Source organism: Oceanirhabdus seepicola, from assembly GCF_023684385.1.
Lineage (GTDB): Bacteria > Bacillota > Clostridia > Clostridiales > Clostridiaceae > Oceanirhabdus > Oceanirhabdus seepicola.
Map to the genome: position 1 here is coordinate 699,026 of NZ_JAGSOJ010000001.1, position 21,094 is coordinate 720,119.

Annotated in this window: 21 protein-coding genes and 1 riboswitch; of the genes, 7 read left to right on the top strand and 14 right to left on the bottom strand. The window is 30.2% G+C overall.

What is annotated here, in order from left to right; genetic code table 11:
- The first annotated feature begins 202 nt into the window (after window positions 1-202).
- Complete coding sequence (locus tag KDK92_RS03085; RefSeq protein WP_250857582.1) at window positions 203-1,651, top strand: aminoacyl-histidine dipeptidase; 1,449 nt, start codon at window positions 203-205, stop codon at window positions 1,649-1,651.
- A gap of 552 nt (window positions 1,652-2,203) precedes the next feature.
- On the opposite strand, the gene KDK92_RS03090 is transcribed toward KDK92_RS03085, so the two are convergent.
- From KDK92_RS03090 to KDK92_RS03145, 13 genes are all read right to left on the bottom strand, one after another.
- Window positions 2,204-2,428, bottom strand: a complete 225-nt coding sequence (locus tag KDK92_RS03090) for a DUF2798 domain-containing protein (RefSeq protein WP_250857583.1) — start codon at window positions 2,426-2,428, stop codon at window positions 2,204-2,206.
- A gap of 36 nt (window positions 2,429-2,464) precedes the next feature.
- Window positions 2,465-2,908 carry a MarR family winged helix-turn-helix transcriptional regulator gene (locus tag KDK92_RS03095; protein WP_250857584.1) on the bottom strand — a complete coding sequence of 148 codons (444 nt, stop codon included), beginning with the start codon at window positions 2,906-2,908 and terminating at the stop codon, window positions 2,465-2,467.
- A 143-nt stretch (window positions 2,909-3,051) separates the two neighbouring features.
- Window positions 3,052-3,501 (bottom strand): hydrogenase maturation protease, encoded by a 450-nt coding sequence (locus KDK92_RS03100; protein WP_250857585.1) that lies wholly within the window; start codon window positions 3,499-3,501, stop codon window positions 3,052-3,054.
- Window positions 3,501-4,874 (bottom strand): nickel-dependent hydrogenase large subunit, encoded by a 1,374-nt coding sequence (locus KDK92_RS03105; protein ID WP_250857586.1) that lies wholly within the window; start codon window positions 4,872-4,874, stop codon window positions 3,501-3,503. The genes KDK92_RS03100 and KDK92_RS03105 overlap by 1 nt, the downstream gene beginning before the upstream one ends.
- A gap of 25 nt (window positions 4,875-4,899) precedes the next feature.
- On the bottom strand, window positions 4,900-5,718 hold the full coding sequence (locus KDK92_RS03110; RefSeq protein WP_250858614.1) for a hydrogenase small subunit: 819 nt from the start codon (window positions 5,716-5,718) through the stop codon (window positions 4,900-4,902).
- Between the two features lie 35 nt (window positions 5,719-5,753).
- The gene (locus KDK92_RS03115) at window positions 5,754-6,200 is read right to left on the bottom strand and encodes a cytochrome b5 domain-containing protein (RefSeq protein WP_250857587.1); all 447 of its coding nucleotides are present in this window, start codon (window positions 6,198-6,200) and stop codon (window positions 5,754-5,756) included.
- Between the two features lie 506 nt (window positions 6,201-6,706).
- Window positions 6,707-7,483, bottom strand: a complete 777-nt coding sequence (locus KDK92_RS03120) for an ABC transporter ATP-binding protein (protein WP_250857588.1) — start codon at window positions 7,481-7,483, stop codon at window positions 6,707-6,709.
- On the bottom strand, window positions 7,470-8,528 hold the full coding sequence (locus KDK92_RS03125) for a FecCD family ABC transporter permease (protein ID WP_250857589.1): 1,059 nt from the start codon (window positions 8,526-8,528) through the stop codon (window positions 7,470-7,472). The genes KDK92_RS03120 and KDK92_RS03125 overlap by 14 nt, the downstream gene beginning before the upstream one ends.
- Window positions 8,528-9,580: an ABC transporter substrate-binding protein gene (locus KDK92_RS03130; RefSeq protein WP_250857590.1), complete on the bottom strand. Its 1,053-nt coding sequence runs from the start codon at window positions 9,578-9,580 to the stop codon at window positions 8,528-8,530. The genes KDK92_RS03125 and KDK92_RS03130 overlap by 1 nt, the downstream gene beginning before the upstream one ends.
- Window positions 9,581-9,725: 145 nt before the next feature.
- Window positions 9,726-9,926: riboswitch (cobalamin riboswitch) on the bottom strand.
- A gap of 196 nt (window positions 9,927-10,122) precedes the next feature.
- Window positions 10,123-10,272, bottom strand: a complete 150-nt coding sequence (locus tag KDK92_RS03135; RefSeq protein ID WP_250857591.1) for a hypothetical protein — start codon at window positions 10,270-10,272, stop codon at window positions 10,123-10,125.
- 58 nt (window positions 10,273-10,330) lie between these two features.
- Window positions 10,331-10,453, bottom strand: coding sequence for a hypothetical protein (locus KDK92_RS24415; RefSeq protein ID WP_276575862.1), 123 nt, complete (start codon window positions 10,451-10,453; stop codon window positions 10,331-10,333).
- 379 nt (window positions 10,454-10,832) lie between these two features.
- Window positions 10,833-11,510: an STM3941 family protein gene (locus tag KDK92_RS03140; RefSeq protein WP_250857592.1), complete on the bottom strand. Its 678-nt coding sequence runs from the start codon at window positions 11,508-11,510 to the stop codon at window positions 10,833-10,835.
- Between the two features lie 199 nt (window positions 11,511-11,709).
- Window positions 11,710-13,983, bottom strand: a complete 2,274-nt coding sequence (locus KDK92_RS03145) for a tetratricopeptide repeat protein (protein WP_250857593.1) — start codon at window positions 13,981-13,983, stop codon at window positions 11,710-11,712.
- Window positions 13,984-14,549: 566 nt separating this feature from the next.
- On the opposite strand from KDK92_RS03145, the gene rbsK reads away from it, so the two are divergent.
- The 6 genes from rbsK (at window position 14,550) to KDK92_RS03175 (ending at window position 20,451) form a co-directional block, all read left to right on the top strand.
- A complete protein-coding gene (gene rbsK, locus KDK92_RS03150) occupies window positions 14,550-15,482 on the top strand; it encodes a ribokinase (RefSeq protein WP_250857594.1) in 933 nt (310 codons plus the stop codon).
- Window positions 15,483-15,484: 2 nt separating this feature from the next.
- Window positions 15,485-15,880: a D-ribose pyranase gene (gene rbsD, locus KDK92_RS03155; protein WP_250857595.1), complete on the top strand. Its 396-nt coding sequence runs from the start codon at window positions 15,485-15,487 to the stop codon at window positions 15,878-15,880.
- A gap of 11 nt (window positions 15,881-15,891) precedes the next feature.
- Window positions 15,892-17,406: a sugar ABC transporter ATP-binding protein gene (locus KDK92_RS03160; protein WP_250857596.1), complete on the top strand. Its 1,515-nt coding sequence runs from the start codon at window positions 15,892-15,894 to the stop codon at window positions 17,404-17,406.
- A 13-nt stretch (window positions 17,407-17,419) separates the two neighbouring features.
- Complete coding sequence (gene rbsC / locus KDK92_RS03165) at window positions 17,420-18,352, top strand: ribose ABC transporter permease (RefSeq protein ID WP_250857597.1); 933 nt, start codon at window positions 17,420-17,422, stop codon at window positions 18,350-18,352.
- Window positions 18,353-18,377: 25 nt separating this feature from the next.
- Window positions 18,378-19,304 carry a ribose ABC transporter substrate-binding protein RbsB gene (gene rbsB / locus KDK92_RS03170; RefSeq protein WP_250857598.1) on the top strand — a complete coding sequence of 309 codons (927 nt, stop codon included), beginning with the start codon at window positions 18,378-18,380 and terminating at the stop codon, window positions 19,302-19,304.
- A gap of 145 nt (window positions 19,305-19,449) precedes the next feature.
- On the top strand, window positions 19,450-20,451 hold the full coding sequence (locus KDK92_RS03175) for a LacI family DNA-binding transcriptional regulator (RefSeq protein WP_250857599.1): 1,002 nt from the start codon (window positions 19,450-19,452) through the stop codon (window positions 20,449-20,451).
- Between the two features lie 70 nt (window positions 20,452-20,521).
- On the opposite strand, the gene KDK92_RS03180 is transcribed toward KDK92_RS03175, so the two are convergent.
- The gene (locus tag KDK92_RS03180) at window positions 20,522-21,055 is read right to left on the bottom strand and encodes a GNAT family N-acetyltransferase (protein ID WP_250857600.1); all 534 of its coding nucleotides are present in this window, start codon (window positions 21,053-21,055) and stop codon (window positions 20,522-20,524) included.
- Between the last annotated feature and the right edge of the window lie 39 nt (window positions 21,056-21,094).

Genomic DNA, 21,094 nt, shown 5'->3' on the forward strand with positions numbered 1-21,094 from the left:
TTCATTCAACTATTGACAATATAATAAATTATGTTTAAATAAATAATGTATACTATTGCCATACATTTCAAATTAATTTAGTTACATTCAAGATAACTTTTATTATTTTTTTTCGTATATGTGTTGTAATTAAATATTTTTGAAAATCCATATGGGGTAGTGGCATAATAGTTACAAAATAAATTTAATAGAGGTGTGAACTATGTTAGAAAATTTAAAAGCACTTAAGAGTTATAAAGTCTTTGAAATTTTTAAAAAAATGAATGAGATACCTAGAGGTTCTGGCAATGAAAAAGCTATCTCAGATTGGTTGGTTACATATGCACAAGATAGAGGCCTTGAAGTTATTCAGGATAATGCTTTAAATGTGATAATAAAAAAGCCAGCAACAAAGGGATATGAAAATTCTCCTGGTGTAGTGATACAAGGTCATATGGATATGGTTTGTGAAAAAAACAAAGGAACTGAGCATGATTTTGAAAAAGATCCTATTAAGTTTATTGTTGAAGGGGATAAGTTAAGAGCAGATGGTACAACATTAGGAGCAGATAATGGTATTGCTGTAGCCTACGGTCTTGCCATCTTAGATGAAGAGACTGCAGAACACCCAGAAATAGAGCTTCTTTTCACAACAGAAGAAGAGACTGGAATGGATGGAGCCTTAGCATTGAATCCAGATAATATAAAAGGAAATATGCTTATTAATATTGATTCTGAAGAAGAAGGAACACTATTGGTTAGTTGTGCTGGTGGAGTAAGACAGGTTATCGAACTTGATGGAAAGAAAGAAAATGTTCAGGGAAAAGGTATCAAAATTGAAATAAGAGGCCTTAAAGGCGGTCACTCTGGAATGGATATAAATAAGGAGAGAGGAAACTCTAATAAGCTTATTTGTAGAATTCTCGATGAATTACGTAAAGAGATGGAAGTTAGAATACATAATATTAATGGTGGTTCTAAGATGAATGCAATCCCAAGAGAATGCGATTGCACAGTTGTAGTTAACGAGAATAACTTTGACAAAGCTGTAGAGATAATCAATGAATATCATGAGATATTTAAAAAAGAGCTTTCTGCATCTGATAGTGGTATTCAAGTATCATTTGAAAATGTAGAAGTAACGGATGCATTCACAAAAGAAAGTAGTAATGAAATTATTGATATGCTTCTTATGATACCAAATGGTATTCAATCAATGAGCATGCAGATAGCTGGCCTAGTTGAAAGTTCAACAAACATAGGTGTATGTATTTCAGAAGATAATAAAATCTCATTTGTAAGTGCTATAAGAAGTTCTTTAGAGAGTAGAAAATGGGAAATAGCTAAAAGAGGAGATGCACTTTGCAATTTACTTGGTGCGTCAGTAGAATATCAATCTGCTTATCCAGCTTGGCAATATAAAGCAGACTCTAAACTAAGAGATCGTATGGTATCTGTATATGAGGATATGTACGGAAATAAACCTCTTATATCAGCAATACATGCTGGATTAGAGTGTGGTCTTTTTGGTGGTAAATTTGGTGAAAGAATGGATATGATTTCATTTGGACCTAATCTACATGATGTTCATACACCTAATGAATGGGTAGAAATTAGTTCAGTAGATAGAGGATGGGATTACTTACTCGGAGTATTGAAAAGCTTGAAATAGAACAAATTCTAGAAATTATTAAATTCATTTTAGGCACATGAAAAGGTATGAAATTGGGATATTAAATCTTAATTCCATACCTCTTTTATTCAAAATATATTTTTCATTATTAATATACATAACTCTACTTAAAAGCAATTCTCCTGATTTTCTAAATAAAAAATTTTATTCTTATTCAATGCTTTAATAGCTTGTTTAACTCTTCTTAGCAACCGACCACTTAAATAATCTTCTATTTATAAATCTGAAAGAAATTTATCTCTTAAAGAACCATTAAAAGCTCTTCATATTTCAATTCCTAAAAAATTAATCAACTTCATTTCTGAAAATGAAAAGGACTTAATAGCATGCACTAAAGCTGATGAGATAATTTTTAAAGATGGAGATAAAACTAAGATTGATATAAGTTAGAAATTACAACAGAGTAGTAATGTAATCAATTACTACTCTGTTGTAATAAATAAGCTAACCCAAGTTTAACTTGGGTTAGCCATATGATATTTCTCAGATAAATTCAATTTGAACTCCATTTGGATAAACTTAATAAAATCATTAAATTGTAAGCTTTTTAATTACTTTTCTTATCACTGGAGGATAAAATATTGAAACAGGTAAAGAAACAATAAATCCAATGCCCCAAGCTTTAATCCAAATTCCAAATAATGCACTACTAATTCCAACATTTATTAATGTCATAACTAGTGATATTAAACATGACATCCCAGCAGCCATTAAAAATGCAAATAATATTCCTTCATATTTTCTATTAATTCTCATAATAAACCCTCCTAATTTTTTTATGTCATTGAGTATTTACTCATTGTGCAACTCATTATTTACTCTGTGTACAGTATCTAAAATTTCTTTTAGAGATTGCAGAATATTTTCATATTCTTCATCTGAGAAACCTTCTGAAAAAACTCCAATCATAAATTTAAAACTTGATTCTATTTTAGGAACAATCTCTTTTCCCTTTTCAGTTAAGTATAACTTATAAAATCTCTTATCTTTTTCATCTCTTTCTCTTTTTACATATCCACTTTTCATAAGACTCTTAACTGCTTTAGCTGTTGTTGCCTTACCGATTTTTAAAATATTACTTAACTCCTTTTGACTTATTCCCTCATTAGTTGAAATAACATATAGAAAATCATATTGTCCACTTCCAATATCATACCCTTCTAGTTTTTTATTAATAATACTTTGTGAGTTTCTATATATAGCTGATATATATTTACCAAGTGATTCTTTATTCATAAAACACCTCTACTCATAAAATTAGTTTCTTTCGAAACTAATTTTATTGTATCATTTTATAGTTTCCTTTGCAACTAATTTATATTAAAATATATAATCCCAACCTTAGTTGAGATCATATTATTACATAGTCTACAACTATTTTACTCATCTAATATTTTCTGAATTTCTGCTTTAACTTTTTCACAAATACTATGAAATTGAATACATAATACATGACTTAACTCACATCCGAATTGTATACTATCAATTTCTATTCCAATAAAGTAACCATTTACCTTCTTTCCATACATTGTTAATCCTTTTAACAAACTCATTTCATGCTGTGAATATCCACTCTTATACTCATCATTCAATTCGAGAATTGGACAAGTTGTAACACATCCAGGCTGATTATTTAAATAAGTAGCATCTAAGATTAAAATAAAATCATTATACTCAATAAAACTCATACAATAGTCCATATCTGTTTCGCCAATAATAATTTCAACTTTTCTTTGAACTAGCCAATCTCGTATCTCTTTCGCTACAGCTATTCCAATTCCGTCATCCATCATAATTGGATTTCCAATAGCAAATAATTTTTTCTTCATCAGCCAATTATCATCTCTACTGAATTATAGTCTCCTCTTACATGCGTTGCACAAGATACACAAGGGTCAAAGGATCGTACAATTCTTCCAATCTCAACTGGATGATTTATATCAGCAATCTCCGTTCCAATAAGTGCTTTTTCTAAAGTTCCTCTTATTCCCTTTTGATCCTTTGGAGACAAGTTCCAACCTGATGGTGTGATGATTGTATACCTTCCAAGTTTCTTACTATCTATGGAAATCCAATGTCCCAATGCCCCTCTTGTGGTGTCAACCAATCCTTTTCCTATTGCCTTTTCTGGAATGTTATAGATTTTTTGTTTGCTTCCCTCTAAATGTATTCTTTCTAACAATGACTCCATGATTTCAATGATTCTTTTTGCTTCATACGCTCTAGCTATTGTTCTATCCATCAAGGAAATTCCTCTTCTATAATATCCACCTAGCCACATCCTGGCTAGAGGACCTACTTCCATAGGCTTTCCCTTATATCTAGGAGCTTTAATCCATGAGTATCCATCTTTTTTCATACGATTTGGTTCCCCATCTTCATACCATGAATAGTGAATATTTTCTGTAATCTTATCTGGTTCAAACCCCTCTTCCTCCTCATTAATCCACACCTTTGGAGAAACATAGGTTCTTTCTAACTCTTTATAAGTGTCAAAACAACCATAACTCATTAAATTTTTGTACCCTATCCCTTGACTAAAACATTCAGGATAATATTTCCCCACAATCTCAACATCTTCTATCATTGTATTTACCACAAATTCTTTTATATCTTGTAAAATAGACTTTATTTTCATATATTTTGAGATATCCATATTCACAGTGGCTCCACCAACAAAAATGCCATGGTTATGAGGAACTTTCCCTCCTAACTCTGCCAACATTTCATGAGCCATCCTACTATACTTAATTGACGACACATAGTCCTGAGCAATTCTTTTATTCAACTTTTCAGGAATCCGAAAATCATTATGAGATACAACGTATACAGGATGTAGTTCTGGTCCTTTTACAAAATCGGGAAAAGTATATTGATAAATATGTCGAATATGATTCTGTATAAACTCACATCCATGGATAAAATCCCGAATCATTTTATCATTCTCATTTGGTACTACATCTAAGGCATTTTCTAAAGCAAAACTTGATGCCATACTATGAGCAGTGGAACAAATACCACAAATTCTTTGTGTGAAATAAATAGCATCTAAAGGATCTCTACCTTGTAGCATTGTTTCAAATCCCCTAAAAAGCATACCACTACTTTTTGCATCTACTATTTTCCTATTTAAAATTTCCACTTCAATCTCTAAAAAACCGCTAATCCTTGTAACTGGATTTATGGTTATTTTCCTACTCATATTACTTATTTCTCCCCTCAAATCATTAATAACGAATAAACGGCTCCATTTTATCAGGAAATCCCTCTTGAGCACACCCAATACAAGGAGTATTTACGCCAATCGGCCAATTATCCGTATCATTCCATCTCCTATTCGGACAATCCGTCTTTGTTACTGGTCCCCGACAACCAAGTCGAAACATACATTCATCATCTCCCAATTTCTTAGCAAAAATTCTTTTATCAAAATAGGATCGTCGAGGGCAATGATCATGAATAGTAACACCATAGAATATAACCGGTCTTTCCTTTTCATCAAGCTCAGGTTTACCAGAAAGAATCAAATGTGCAATAGTTCCAATAATCCAATCAGGATTTCCTGGGCACCCAGGCAGTTGAATAACTTCTTTATTTAGAAATGCTTTGACACCTTTGCAATCTGCAACATTTGGACTTGCAGCAGAAATACCACCAAAAGAGGCACATGTTCCCACAGCTAAAATATATTTAGCTTTCTCTCCAGCTTTTTTTACTGCCTCCATGCCGGTTATATAACTACCCTTATAATTTGCAATCACATTATAAAGTCCCTGATCCTTTGTTGAAATTGCTCCTTCAACTACTAATATAAACTCTGTTTCTAATATTTTTAAAAACTGCTCATAGGCTATTTCCCCGTCTGCTGCCATTAAACTGTTGCTGTATCGCAAGTTTACCATTTCTTTTAAAAAATAAACCACATCTGGATTATTTGCATTTAATAATGAAATAATATTTCCTGAACATCCACAAGTTTCTAACCAAATAAGATTAATTTTTTTATTCTTTTTTTCCATCACCATATCCATCATGGTTCTTGCCATACGATTTTTTGTATTGATAACAGGACAAGACTCTATCAATCTATCAGTTTCCCTATTACTTTCATCTTTTCTAATATTTTTTCTCCTCCATGACATTGATTAAATTCCGCTGTTACATCCGCTCCTGTAATCACCCCAAAATGAGTTCCTCCTCCCCATTGTGGTTCATAGGTTACATCATAAACTACACCATTCACTGCAGTATACGCAGGTTTACCATTCTCACCATTATATTGTTTTAATTCTTCTCTCGTAAATTCTCTCTCAACTTGTCTTCCATTGGATTCGTTGGAATTTATTTCATTAAAATATCTAGAACATTCTTCAAGTACTTCATCCATTTTAAATAATTCTTCTTCAATTTTACTTAGGTAATACATCTTATCCCCAATAAAAGGAGTCATAAAAAACAAAGTACGACAATAGTCAATTCTGATATTTTGCTTGTGGATTTTATCCTTCAATTCTAAAATATGCTTCATTAGCTACCTCTCATATTCCCAATTTCTCTATATGTATATTCTTAATATTTATGAGTTAGTATACCTATCTCCCCTTAATAACTAAACTTACTGTATTCTAGATTTTACTATTATATCTCCCCTTGTAAAAGAGAGACTCCCCTAATAACATGATTAGATGAGTCTCTCTTTTACTTATGATTCGATTTTTTTCGAGTAGTGCCTGTAACCTTATCCTCAATAATTAGAATTGATATCACCACAAATAAAGCTATCCTTTACTGCTAAAGGATAGCTTTTGTTGAAAAGTCACAAAAGATTGTTTTTACTCTGCTTTCATTCTTCAGAGTTTCAGGCGTTGAAAAAGCTCAAGGTCAAGGAACAAGATGAGCGAGCAGGGTCAAACAGTAATAATGATACTCGAGCAGCACAGCGAGTCTTAGTGACGCCGAGATTGAGCTTTTTCAACAGCCTGATAGCTTTATATTTCTACATCTTATAAATCTTTAATAACTCACTCAAATCTTTTATCTTATACCAATAGGTAAAAAGTATGGGGAATCATTTTCTTCATCGTAAAAAACCCTAGCCTTTAAATTAAAAACATCGCTTAAAAGTCTCTCATTGATAATTTCCTCTGGCTTACCCCTTTTATATATTTTTTTGTCCTTTAAAACAATAATCTCGTGGGAATATCTAGCTGCCTGATTCAAATCATGCAGCACCATTATTATCGTTATATTAAGGTCCTTATTTAATCTTTTAACAAGTTCTAAAACCTCATATTGATAACATATATCTAAAAAAGTAGTAGGCTCATCAAGCATTAATATCTCAGGTTGTTGCGCTAAGGCTAAAGCAATCCACGCTCTTTGCCTTTCTCCACCTGAAAGAGTCATAACGTGTCTATGTTGAAGATCACCGATTTTTGTCTCTTCAATAGCCCAGTCTACTATTTCTAAATCTTTCTTAGAAAGTTTGCCTGTGATCCCTGTATAAGGGTATCTCCCTAAGGAAACTAAATCTCTTGTTGTAAAATCATCTGGAGCCGATGGCATTTGAGGCAAAATTGACATTCTCTTTGCTAGAATCTTTGTATCTATTTTGGATAAAGTTTTGCCTTCCAAATATACTGCCCCTTTTTTAGGCTTTAAATTTCTTGATAACGCCTTTAAAAGAGTAGACTTACCACATCCATTTGTACCTATTAAGGATATTATCTTACCCTTTTCAATTTCAAAATCTATATCATCAATTATTAAGTTATCCTCATAAGCTAAAGATAAATTATTACCCTTTAACATTATTATTAAGTCCTCCTCTCAACAAATAAAGGAAGAATGGTGCCCCTATAAGTGCCATTATTATCCCAACTGGTATTTCAACTGGATCCATAATTGTTCTTGCTAGTGTATCACAAAGAACTAATAATGATATCCCCATCAATGCACTTGCAGGAAAAAGATATCTATAATCTGAACCGATGATAATCCTAGCCACATGAGGTACAATAAGTCCCACAAATCCTAAAAGTCCCACAACACTTACTGCATTAGCAGCTAATAAGGATGCTATAGCAATAAACATCAGTCTTGTCCTTTCTACTTTTAATCCTAAACTAACTGCTATTTCATCTCCCAGCATTAAAATATTAATCTTGTTTGAAAAAATAAAAGCTAATAATACGCCTATTACAGCGTAAATCCACATAACTCTTAAATGAATCCAACTTTTAGCAGCAAGTCCACCCACCATAAACGTTATAACTCCATGAACTCTATCAGGAAAAAATATCATAAGAGCATTTATTCCTGCACTTAAAAAAGAAGATACTGCAACCCCTGCTAATATCATTCTAAGAGGTTTAATTCCGCCCTTCCATGCAAGAACATAAATAAGTAATGTAGATGATAATGCTCCTATAAAAGCTACAGGGGGAACAAGATAATAATAGTTTGGAAATAAAACAAGTATTATTACAGCTGCAAGTCCTGCACCTGAAGAGACTCCTATTATGTTAGGAGAAGCAAGAGGGTTTCTCATGACCCCTTGAAGGATTGCTCCTGAAACAGCTAAACTCATTCCAACCACAGCGGCAATCAATGTCCTAGGTAATCTAACATTCCAAATTATCTGTTTATTAATTCCTTCTGGATTTTTAAAAATACATTGTATAACTTCTCCTAATGGGATTTTTAATGGCCCTAAACTTACACTTAGTAGTATTGAAAAAAGAGCAAGTACAAAAAGTGAAAATATTATACACATTTTATATGTTCTTTGCTTTTTTAATATTTCCCACGATGAACTCTCTATTTTCTCTTCATTATTTTCTAAGGCTAATTTCATTACTTAAATACCTCAGGGTATAATATTTTAGCAATATATTCTACAGCCTCTGGATATCTTTCATTAGGTTTATATGTGAATAATTCCTTTGGAAGATAATACACCTTCCCCTCTTTTACTGCTCTCAAAGATCCCCAAGCTTCATTACCTTCTATATCTTCTTTAATTCTTTTGTTAACTTTCTCTAAATCCCCCATTGTTGTAATAAAGATAATATCTGGGTCTCTTTCTATTATTCTTTCAATACTAAAATCAACTTTAGTTGCTCCTTCTACTTTCGTTTCTTTAACTATGTTTTCACCATTAAGCATCTCTAGAATTTCCCCTGTCAAAGATGATGGTAATTCGGTACTCACTGAACGAGTTGAGCTAAAAATAATTGCCACCTTAGGCTTTTTCTCATCTTCAACTTTCTCTTTAATTAAATCTATTTCATTTCTTATATCTGCAATTTTAGAATCAAAGATATCTTTCTTATCTGTTAATCTAGTGAAAAGATATAAAGTTTCATTAAAGCTTTTATATGGTTTATTGTTTGCATTAATAAATAATGCTGGTATATTATTCTCTTCAAGTGCATCCTTTAACTCTCTATGCTTGCTTGTAACTGAGCTTAAAATAACTAAATCAGGTTTTAATGATAATATCTTTTCAAGGCTAGGACTAAATGCCCCTCCAACTGTTTCAAGATCCATTGCCTCTTCTGGCACATTTGTTTCCCCTTTAACTCTAGCTATTGCTTCTCCACCTGCTAAATACCATAAATCTAAGATTGAGTTTTGCAGTACAATTACCCTTTCAGGCTTCTTTTTTAAATTCACCTCATTTTCTAAAGGATCTTTATAAGTTATTGAATCCTCGGTTTCACTAATTATGTATTTAGGAACATCAAATGACAACCCAGAGCTTGTTTCTTTTTGATCACCTGATTCTTTATTCTCAATAGATGTTTTATCATTATCTGCTACTTCTTTATTTACCTTGTTACCGCATCCAGTAAAAACTGTTACTGCTAATAAAATTGTTAATACTACTGAAACTAATTTTTTCATTTTTTTCACCTCTTCAATTATGTTTTAAAACAATAAAAAAATCCCAACATTCGTTGGAATTAGGTTTATAATAATAGTAACATTTAAAAACTATTTTATAATTTTTAAATATTGTACCACTTCCCTTCCCACCGAAGATTTCTTTATGGAGCTTTTACTACAGGCAGGTCTCCTGACTTATGAATCACCTAAATAAAGTTTCCTTCCCAGCCAAAGCCAGTGGATTTAACTACTTTATCTATCATCAATTACAGTAGCGGGGGCTGCAACGGATTTTAACCGTTTTCCCTTTTCATTCTTTATACTTTATACAAATATAAAAAGCACCTGAAAAGCTAATATTCAATTCAACACAATAGATTATATCACCATTGTTACCAATTTACTACATAAAATAAAATATTTTATTCTACTTCTTTTCAACCTGTGAAATAATTTTCCAAAGCGCATAACTCTTTATCAGTTATATACAATATTTAAAAGCCATCATGATTTTCATGACAGCTTTTAAATATTGTATTTTTTACTCGCTACTAAAATTTCTATTTTATATTTTCTATTTCCTCAACTTTAGAATTTCTATATTTCGGTGGATTCTTTTCATTTCTGTCATTTCTTCGAGGTTTAAGAATATCATCTCTTGCAACATCAATGTTACTTGTTTTCCTTGTTCCGTATCGATTATCTGTCATTTTAACACCTTCCCTAAAATAATTTTTTTTAGTAATGATTTTTAATCAGCAATAAAACTTACTTATCGTTTCTTTGTGATTTTACATCACTTTGTTTTGGCTGAATTTCACTATTATCAGTTTGCTTAGTTCTCATGTTAGTCTTTTTTTTATCTAGCTCTTGAATTTTACCCCTAGCCATTAGAATACACTCCTTTCAAGATTACAAAATTAGTTTGTCCAAAATTGTATATTTTATTCTTGAAATTTTTTTCAAAATTTAGCTGCGTACCTGGTACCTACCCAAAATTTGGTTAATGTGTTAATGGTTTTTTCTTGATTTTTTATCACTTTGATTTGGTTGAGATTTACTCTTATCGTATACATTAGTTCTTATATTAACTTCTACTTTATTTAAATCAATTTTCCCCTTAGACATTGAATTGCACTCCTTTTAAAACTAGTTTGTCCAAGATAATATTTTTTATTCCCATCATAATAATATGTCAAATAAAAATTCATCATTAAGTTAAGAGAGCCCAATTTTTGGGTTCCCTTAAATATCACAATTATAATATTTCTTAATTATTATTCAAAGTAATTCTTGATTTTATTTCCTCTTCAAGTTCTGCTACACTTATGGATAATGTGCTTTGTGGAACACTAATAAACTTTTGTTTTCTAATAAATAGTTTTTTGATTTTACCCTGTCTGTTTCTTATTTCATCCATATTATAAGGAACAATTGCTAACATCTTGTTATTTATCTCTATGTACGTAAATACATCTTTAATTTCATTCCAGGAAACTTGCCCTATTCTCATCAAATTTGAATTATCAAAAATGCCTTTAGATGTAATCTCCAATGAAGGAGTATTCTTAATTATTCTATAAATAGAGTAGCATGTACAAAATCCGAAGAATACTGTTCCTATAACTCCAATTATAAAAAAGTAAATACTCTCATCTATAATTAAACCACTTCCCATTATAAAAACAAATATAATGAGATATTTTAATTGTTTTTTCAAACTAACAAACTTTTCTGCTTTATCTAAATTTTTTCTTGTTCTGTAATAGCTTATAGAAAGTACTATTGTGAATCCAATTATTCCTCCAAGCACACCTGGCATAGATAATGAAATTTCTTTCTTTGTAAATAACAACATCACAAAACCTGATGCTGATGTCATTATTATACCTAAAAAAGTTAATAAAACTAATCTTGCTTTACTTGGATATATTTTTAAATGTTCCATTTTATTCTCCTTGTTTATTTTTATATTATACATATTTAGATGAACTAGTTCAACTCACAAAGTCTATACCTCTCCCTAATAATCATTTTAGTAAACTTAATTTTCTGAAAATCTTCCTCAATTTTGTCTTCATCATAATTAAAACCTATCCTTTTATAATTAAGGATAGGTTTTAATATTCTTTTTATCTTACATAATCTTAAATTTTTTTTATTTCTTCATCCTTTTCTAATCTCTTAATAATTTCCTCGTTTTTACGAATCTTTTTACTTAGGTTTTCATTTTTTTCAGGATACAGTTTTATTAATCTTTTATAAGTAATATTCAAATTTTTATATGCCAATATAAAATTTGGATTTAATTTTATTGCTTTAATATAATTTTCTACTGATTCCTCATATTCATTATTATGCTTATATGTAACACCTCGATTATTATACGCATCTGCATAATCTGGTTTTAAACCTATTGCTTTATTATAATCTTCTAATGCTTTGTCATATTCTTCATTATCATCATATAGAATACCTCTATTATTATATGCTTTAGAATAATCTGGTTTTAGTTCTATTGCTTTAGTATAATCTTCTAATGCTTTATCATATTCTTCATTATCACTATATAGTACACCTCTATTATTATATGCTTTAGAATAATCTGGTTTTAATTCTATTGCTTTAGTAAAATCTTCTATTGCTTTGTCATATTCATCATTCTTTTTATTTAATATTCCTCTATTATAATATATGGCTGCAGCATTTGGTTTTAGTTCTATTGCTTGTGTATAATTTTTTATTGCATCTTGAATTTGACCATTTTTACTGTATATCGCTCCTTTAATATGATATAATTTCGCATTCTTTTTATCTAAACTCAAGGCATCTTCAACTATCTTTAATGCATCACTATATTTTTTACCTTCATATAACTGCTTAATTTCATTTATTAAATTATTTACCTTCTTTTCTCTTTCTCTTTCATCTTTATATATTATATCAATCATACCGTCTTCTGATATTACAACTACTAAACATTTCCCATTCAAATCACCCTTATTTGCATATCTAATAGCTGAGTTATACCTTGCACCTCTCGAAGATTTACCTTTTTCTTCTACTGCTAATCCATCTAAAATTACTCCCATGCCATAACAAACACCTTTTGTATCTATAATTATGGCTCCATCTATGCTAGTAATACTCTCTATTATCTTTTTTGATAAATCTTCGTCTTTTTCAATCAAAAATTTTTTCTTTATCTTTGTAGATTGATTCTTTAATTTTTCTATCTCTATCTCAGCTAATTCTGATGTAGTAATAACAACAGTAGTTCCATGCTTTTGCTCCTTAGCATAACTGATAATTTTCAACAGTTTATCTTTACTATACCCAACATCACCAAAAACTTCTTCTAATTTTTCTCTCAGGTCCTCTTTTGAAAATTCCCCTTCTCTTAAAATAGGTTGTCCATATACTACATTTAATATATTTCTTTCTTTCATATATAGATTTATTTGTTCATATGGTTTATTACCATCTACAGTTATTCTCTTACTTTCAACCTTACCTAGCTTTATCTTATACTCAAATCTATCATAAAAGTCAATTACAAGTATATTATTTTCTTCATTTTTTATTATACTCATATTTTCAAGCGTGCCTAAACCATAAATATTATTTTGATCGCCTATTAAGTACACATTTTCATCTGATGTCTCTAAAATCTTTCTAATCTTTCGCTCATCTGCAAATTCAATTTCCTCATCAAATTGTATGTGAAATTTCACATTTTCTGAATGTTTATCTTTATTCATCAAAAGCAGTTTAGCCGAAACACTTTCCCCTTCATATTTTAAGGCTGAAATATAATTTAATTTATCAAATAAATCACTAATACCCTTCTTTGAAGAAGCTATAGATTTAAAAATTTCTTGACTAAAATCCTTAGTTAAACTTCTTAAGTAATCTTTTTCTTTATGAATAATATCATCACATAAGTTACAAATTTTTTCATCACATAAATAACAAATCTTTTCATCAATATATCTACATTCTTCAAAAAGTCTATCTAAAACGTACTTTAGAAAAGAACATTTTTCATATTGCTCAAAGACTTCTATAGTATTTTGTTCTAATCCTTGTATAGAAAGATAACCTACTATATTTTTCTGTGAAGATTTTAGTGTAAAAAAGTTCAAATATTCAACAGAATTAATATCCAATTTATCTTCCTGATGATTAAATCTCCTATATTTTGAATCTATCTCATTAAGTTGATTTTCATTTAATTCCTTAGCTTCTTTACATAAAAATTTTATTAGTTCTCGATTACTTTCATCATTGATATCTTCTTTAGTTATGAGTTCTAAATTAATAGAGATTTTATCATCAAATAAACTTTCCAAATACTTGCTCAAAATTTCCTTAAATTTATTTTTAAATTTAGAATGCTTTTTTTCTTCCAAAGTACTCAATTTATCACCTCTGTATAGTAATTATATTTTTGAATTTTATACTTTTAATCAATAAATATTTTCAGACTGTTCTATGGATATATTTACATTTACATTCATTATATTACATAATACATCATATTTACATATAAAATTAATATTTTTTCATTTTTTTAATCATGAATTTTACATTAAGATATACCATTTTATCTTTGTGAAACCTACAATCTATCCATTAATAAGTAACTTGAACATATCACTTGATGGCTATAATTTTCTTTAGAAGCACTCTCCCCTTATTCAAACATTACTAAATTCTTAAATTTAATTTTTAGAGGTTAAACACTCAATTAATGTATCAATATTCATTTTTTGAGTAACATATGTATAAACATCAAAATCAAGCATAATAATGAAAATTTTCAAACAATCAAAGCTAAATATAAGCAATTGTCGGAAAATTACATAATTTATCTAATTGACACGAAATATACAGGATGATATAATCTATTTAACCGGTTAAGTAAACCGGTTTAGTAAATCGGTTAACTTGCTTAACCTCAATAATAATTGGGAGGTAAATGAAAGTGAATAAAATCTGCGTAATAGGCAGCATGAATATGGATATGGTATTAAACGTAAAGAATTTACCTAAGAAGGGGGAAACTCTTCTAGTTAACAATATGGAAAAGATCCCGGGTGGAAAAGGAGCAAATCAAGCAGTTGCAGCAAAACGTCTTGGAAGCGATGTATATATGATTTCACAAATCGGCGAAGATGATAATGGTGAAATACTACTTGATTGTTTAAAGAAAGATGGTATTAACACAGAGTACGTGTTTAAAGATATATCAAACCCTACAGGATTAGCTATAATTACTGTTGATGAAAATGCTGATAATATGATTACAGTAATTTCAGGTGCAAACATGACTATAAACACTAATCATGTAAAGAAAGCAGAAGAAATAATTAAAAATTGTGATATTGTAATCTCACAATTTGAAACACCAATGGAAACAACAATTGAGACTTTTAAAATAGCAAAGGAAAATAGAATTATTACTATTTTAAATCCAGCGCCTGCAACCGCTATTTCTGAAGAACTTTTAAATGTTACAGATATAATTGTTCCTAACGAAACTGAAGCTTATGAACTTACTAATATAGAAGTTAAAGATCTAGAGAGTGCTAAGATAGCAGCAAGTAAGTTTATAGATAAAGGTGTAAATTACGTAATAATAACTTTGGGAGAAAAAGGAGCAGCATTAATTACTAAAGAAAATGCTGAATTAATTCCTGCTTACAAAGTAGCAGCTGTTGATACAACTGCCGCTGGCGATTCCTTTATAGGAGCTGTATCAAGTAATCTAAGTAAAGTTAAAAATGTAGATTATGAAGTGCTAAGAAAAGCAATTAATTTTGGTAATAAAGTTTCTTCAATAGCAGTTACTAAAAAAGGTGCTCAAATCTCTCTTCCGACTTTAGAGGAAGTAGTTAATAAATACGGGGAGGAATAATAATGAAAAAAATAGGAATATTAAATCATCATATATCACATGTAATTTCTACAATGGGACATAATGATATGTTAGCAATAGGAGACTGTGGTCTTCCTATTCCAGATGAAACTCAAAGAATTGACTTAGCTTTAATCAAAAATTTACCAAGATTTATTGATACTTTAAAAGCAATTTTACTTGAACTTGAAGTCGAAGAAGTTTTTATAGCTAATGAAACTGTAGAAGTTAGCAATGATACATTTGAAGAAATAAAAAAAGAAATCGGGGATGTGACTATAACATTGATTTCTCATGAAGAACTTAAAGATAAGCTAAAAAAATGTAAAGCAGTTGTTAGAACTGGTGAACAAACTCCATATGCAAATATTATTTTGAAATCCGGAGTTGTATTTTAGGAGGGAAAATAATGATTAAAAATGAATCCCATTTAGTTTTAGAAATGAAAAATATAGTGAAATCATTCCCTGGTGTAAAAGCTCTTAAGGGGGTTGATTTAAGAGCATACTCTGGTGAAGTTATGGCTCTTTTAGGAGAAAATGGAGCTGGAAAATCCACACTTATGAAAATATTAAGTGGTGTTTATAAAAGAGATATGGGTGTAATTCTTATTGATGGATATAATGTAGAATTTAAAAATATAAAGGATGCTCAAAGTAATGGAGTATCAATAATCCATCAAGAGCTTAGTGTTCTTCCAAACCTAACAGTTTGGGAAAATATATTCCTAGGTAACGAAAAATATAATCCACTTACAAGAAGATTAAATAAAAAGGAAATGATAGATGAAACAAGAGAATTACTAAAAGAAATCGGATCTGATATTGATCCTGAAATAGAAGTTAGATATTTAAGTGTTGGAGAAAGACAGATGGTGGAGATTGTAAAATCAATTTCCAAAAATGCAAAACTCTTAATACTGGATGAGCCAACTACTGCTTTAACAGATGTTGAAGTTAGTAAGTTATTTGAAGTAATTGACAGATTAAAGTCTCAAAATATTGCAATGATTTATATTTCTCATAGACTAGAAGAAATCTTCACAATGTGTGATAAAGTAACAGTTTTAAGAGATGGAAGCTATGTTGGAGAAGATAACGTAAGTAACATAGATAGAAATAAATTAATATCTATGATGGTTGGAAGAAATCTTGAGGAACAATATCCATATGTTGAACCTCAGGTAGGCAAAGAAATTTTAAGAGTTGATAATATCTCTCTAACTAACAGAGTTGAAAATGTCTCTTTAAAAGTAAATGCTGGAGAAATCGTAGGAATGTCAGGCCTTATGGGCTCTGGTAGAACCGAAGTAGCTAAAATTATATTTGGTGAATATAAAAAAAATTCTGGAAATGTATATATTGATAATACGTTAGTTAATATATCCTCCCCTGAACAGGCATTAAACAAAGGAATTGCATATCTCTCCGAGGATAGAAAAGGAGAAAGTTTAATACTGAATATGTCAGTAAAACAAAACATGACTCTTTCTAACTTAAATAAATATGAAAACAATTTAACTAAAAAACTTGACAGAAAATTAGAATCTGAGGATTATGATATATTCTCTAAGAAACTTTCTGTAAAAACTCCAAGTGGAGAACAATTGATAAAAAATCTTAGTGGTGGAAATCAACAAAAAGTTATACTTGCTAAGTTAATAATGTTATCTCCAAAGGTTCTTATTATAGATGAACCCACTAGAGGTATTGATGTTGGAGCAAAAAAAGAAATATATGAAATCTTAAACGAACTAAAAAAAGCAGGAACAGCAATAATAATGATTTCTTCTGATTTAGAAGAAGTACTTGGTATAAGCGATAGAATTTTAGTAATGAGTGAAGGAAAAATTACTGGTGAAGTAAAAAGAGAAGATGCAACTCAAGAGCTTATTATGAAGTATGCTGTAAACGCAGATCACTAGAGGAGGAAGAATAATGAAAGCCAACTATAAAGAAATGTTATCTAAATATAAATCCTTAATAGGCTTAGTAATACTTTGTATTGTGATTACAATTATAAATCCAAGATTTTTAACAGTAAATAATCTTAGAAACGTTTTAACTCAGGTATCAGTTAATGCAACCATTGCAATTGGTATGACTTTTGTAATTTTAACAGGAGGAATAGACCTTTCTGTAGGTTCCATATTAGCAATTTCAGGTGCTGTAGCCGCATTCCTTATGAAAAGTACAGGAAATGTTTTTATATCTATAATAGCTGCTTTAATTATAGGTGCATGTATTGGCGCAATTAACGGAATAATAATCTCAAAAGGAAAATTACAGGCTTTTATTGCAACTCTTGCAACTATGACAATCTTTAGAGGAGTAACTTATGTCTTTACAAATGGTATCCCAATATCAGGATTAGGAAAATCTTTTATGGTTATAGGTAATAAAAGATTCTTTGGAATTCCCCTTCCAATAATCATAACTTTAATTGCATTTTCAGGAGCATGGTATTTATTAACTCAAACAAAATATGGAAGATACGTATATGCTTTAGGTGGAAATGAAGATTCAGCAAGACTTTCCGGTATTAACACAACTAAAATTAAATCAATAGTATATGTTATTTCTGGTATGATGGCAGCTTTAAGTGGAATAATAGTTACAAGTAGAATTGGTTCTGCTGGTCCGACTGCTGGAAGTGGATATGAACTTGACGCAATTGCTGCTGTAGTAATTGGGGGTACTAGTCTCTCAGGTGGTGAAGGTTCTATAACAGGAACTATTATCGGTGCATTAGTAATTGGAGTTTTAAACAATGGTCTAAACTTAATGAATGTTAATCCTTTTTATCAATCAATAGTAAAAGGTGCAGTTATATTAATTGCAGTATTAATTGATAAGAAAAACAAAAAATAAAATTCTAATAAGGAGTGTATTACCCATGAAAAAACTTAAGAAACTCTCATGTTTAGCAGTTTCAATGATTCTTGCTGTAGGTTTATTTGCAGGATGTGCAAAACCTGAAAATGGTGGGAATGGTGAAAAAGCTAAAGACACACAAAAAATCGGAATGGTTCTTTCTACTTTAAACAATCCTTTCTTTGTAAGCATGAAAGAGGGCGCTCAGAAAAAAGCAGACGAATTAGGATATGATTTAATTGTTCTTGATTCAAAGGATGATGCAACTACAGAAAGAGCAAATGTTGAAGACTTAGTTCAACAAGGGGTAGCAGTACTATTAATTAATCCAACTGATAGTGATGCTGTTGGTAATTCTATAATGGTTGCAAATGATAGTGATATTCCAGTTATAACTGTAGATAGAGGAGCAAACACAGGTGAAGTATTATCTCATATTGCTTCTGACAATACTGCTGGTGGTAAATTAGCTGCAGAATATATGTTAGAGTTATTAGGTGGAAAAGGAAACTTAGTTGAACTACAAGGTATTCCTGGAGCTTCAGCTACAAGAGAAAGAGGCGCTGGTTTCCATAGTGTTGTGGATGATAAAGATGATGTAAAAGTTGTTTCTAGTCAACCAGCTGATTTTGATAGACAAAAAGGTTTAAACGTAATGGAAAACATAATTCAAGCCACACCTGAATTTGACGGTGTATTTGCTCATAATGATGAAATGGCTTTAGGTGCTTTACAAGCACTATCATCTGCTGGTAAAGATGTGGTAATTATCGGATTTGATGGAACTGCTGATGCTGTAAAAGCTGTTGAAGATGGAACAATGGAAGCTACAGTTGCTCAACAGCCAGATTTAATGGGCTCACTTGCTGTTGAAAATGCTGTTAAAACTATAAAAGGTGAAACTATTGAAGATAATATTCCTGTTGATTTAAAACTTATTAAAAAGTAATCCCTTTCCCCCTTTAAATTATTATATACATTTAGATATATAAAGAGTAATCTGGCTTTTTACTAGATTGCTCTTTATATAATTTCTTATTATAATAAGTACATGGATCATTTATACATTATATTTGTTAAACATGGAGGAAAGCATGAGAAAAGCAACAATGCAGGATATAGCCAATAAGGCAGGCGTATCAAAAACAACTGTTTCAATGGTATTAAATAAAAAAGATAGTAACATAAGCAGTGCAACTAAGGATAAAATATTCAAGATAACTCAAGAATTAAATTATATACCTAATTCCATAGCAAGAAGTTTAAGCACAAGAAAATCAGGAACGATAGGTATAATGGTGCCAGACATAACAAACCCATTCTTCTCTGAAATAGCAAGAGCTATTGAAGATGCTGCAAATTTTTTTGAATATAATGTTATATTCTGCAACTCTGATAATGAAATAGAGAAAGAAGAAAAATATATTCAACTTTTAGTAAGTAAACTTGTTGATGGAGTAATTTTTATTGCTGGTGGAAAAAGTACTAAAAGTATAGATATTCTCAATAATAATGGCGTTCCTTTTGTACTAGTGGATAGATATGTTGAAGGATATGAAAATAGTTATGGGGTATATACTTTAAATAAAGAAGGGATAATTGATGGTATTGACTATTTATATAAAGAAAACAAAAGAAAAATAGTCTTTGTTTCAGGTTCATCTGAAATTGAAATATCAAATTTAAGATTAGATGGATATAAGGAAGCAATGAAAAGCTATAAAATATATGATGAATCTTTAATCTTTGAAGGCGATTTCACTATTGATGGTGGAAAAAAAGCAACAGAAGAGATATTAGAAAATATTAAAGACTTTGATGCAATTTTTTATAGTAATGATGTTATGGCCTTGGGCGGGATGAAAGTATTAAAACGTCAAGGATATACAATACCAGAAGATGTTAGTATAATTGGTTTTGATAACATTCAACTTTCTCAAATTGTAGAACCTGAACTTACTACCATTGGACAGCCAATATATGATATAGGTAAAGAATCCTGCAAATTATTAATTGATGTTATTAATGAAAATGATATACATGAAAAAGTAATCAAGTTCAAGCCAAAGTTGATAAAAAGAGGCACGGTTAAATAAAGCTATGTTAAAAAATAACGTTGGTAATATACTATTAATGAAGGGAACCTTAGATTCCCTTCATTAATATTTATAGTGAATACTCTAATTGATAATCTCTCGTATCACTTTCATATAACTCTTTATTAATTTCCACAGCCTCTTTACAGCCTATGGCAAAATAAAATGCAATTGTTTCTTCAGCCGACCCAGCACAAAGATAAATTTTATCTGCATTCCACTCTCTTGCTATATCTGCACAAAGCATAAATAATTTTTTGCCTATACCTCTATTCCTATGTTCTAATGTAATAAAAAGTTGGTCTAATAAAACGTAATTAAACTCATTCCCAAAGAACTTACGATTTATACTTGCAAAGCCTAATAGTTTATCATTACTTTCAAAAGCACCATAAGCTACACCACCACTTAAAATAGTTTCTTTCAAATTGCTATAATGTTCTTCGTATCCATTAGGCCAATCCAAATCTTGATAATTAATTTCAACTAATTGGCGCTTTCCATTTACTTGTCTCCACGCTTTCCCAATATATTGAGATGGATTCATTTCATTTATTCGTTCACATTCTTCCACTGTTAATTTCCTATATAAAATATTTTTCATACAGTTACCTCCCTATATCCCTTAGTACAATTTATCTTT

Coding starts and splice junctions, on each gene's coding strand:
- KDK92_RS03160 (WP_250857596.1), top strand. CDS start 15,892: ATGATTAAAAATGAATCCCATTTAGTTTTAGAAATGAAAAATATAGTG.
- rbsC (WP_250857597.1), top strand. CDS start 17,420: ATGAAAGCCAACTATAAAGAAATGTTATCTAAATATAAATCCTTAATA.
- KDK92_RS03125 (WP_250857589.1), bottom strand. CDS start 8,528: ATGAAATTAGCCTTAGAAAATAATGAAGAGAAAATAGAGAGTTCATCG.
- KDK92_RS24415 (WP_276575862.1), bottom strand. CDS start 10,453: ATGGCTAGGGGTAAAATTCAAGAGCTAGATAAAAAAAAGACTAACATG.
- KDK92_RS03140 (WP_250857592.1), bottom strand. CDS start 11,510: ATGGAACATTTAAAAATATATCCAAGTAAAGCAAGATTAGTTTTATTA.
- rbsB (WP_250857598.1), top strand. CDS start 18,378: ATGAAAAAACTTAAGAAACTCTCATGTTTAGCAGTTTCAATGATTCTT.
- KDK92_RS03105 (WP_250857586.1), bottom strand. CDS start 4,874: ATGAGTAGGAAAATAACCATAAATCCAGTTACAAGGATTAGCGGTTTT.
- KDK92_RS03135 (WP_250857591.1), bottom strand. CDS start 10,272: ATGACAGATAATCGATACGGAACAAGGAAAACAAGTAACATTGATGTT.
- KDK92_RS03095 (WP_250857584.1), bottom strand. CDS start 2,908: ATGAATAAAGAATCACTTGGTAAATATATATCAGCTATATATAGAAAC.
- KDK92_RS03100 (WP_250857585.1), bottom strand. CDS start 3,501: ATGAAGAAAAAATTATTTGCTATTGGAAATCCAATTATGATGGATGAC.
- KDK92_RS03090 (WP_250857583.1), bottom strand. CDS start 2,428: ATGAGAATTAATAGAAAATATGAAGGAATATTATTTGCATTTTTAATG.
- KDK92_RS03120 (WP_250857588.1), bottom strand. CDS start 7,483: ATGTTAAAGGGTAATAATTTATCTTTAGCTTATGAGGATAACTTAATA.
- KDK92_RS03115 (WP_250857587.1), bottom strand. CDS start 6,200: ATGAAGCATATTTTAGAATTGAAGGATAAAATCCACAAGCAAAATATC.
- KDK92_RS03110 (WP_250858614.1), bottom strand. CDS start 5,718: ATGGCAAGAACCATGATGGATATGGTGATGGAAAAAAAGAATAAAAAA.
- KDK92_RS03085 (WP_250857582.1), top strand. CDS start 203: ATGTTAGAAAATTTAAAAGCACTTAAGAGTTATAAAGTCTTTGAAATT.
- rbsD (WP_250857595.1), top strand. CDS start 15,485: ATGAAAAAAATAGGAATATTAAATCATCATATATCACATGTAATTTCT.
- KDK92_RS03180 (WP_250857600.1), bottom strand. CDS start 21,055: ATGAAAAATATTTTATATAGGAAATTAACAGTGGAAGAATGTGAACGA.
- KDK92_RS03175 (WP_250857599.1), top strand. CDS start 19,450: ATGAGAAAAGCAACAATGCAGGATATAGCCAATAAGGCAGGCGTATCA.
- KDK92_RS03130 (WP_250857590.1), bottom strand. CDS start 9,580: ATGAAAAAATTAGTTTCAGTAGTATTAACAATTTTATTAGCAGTAACA.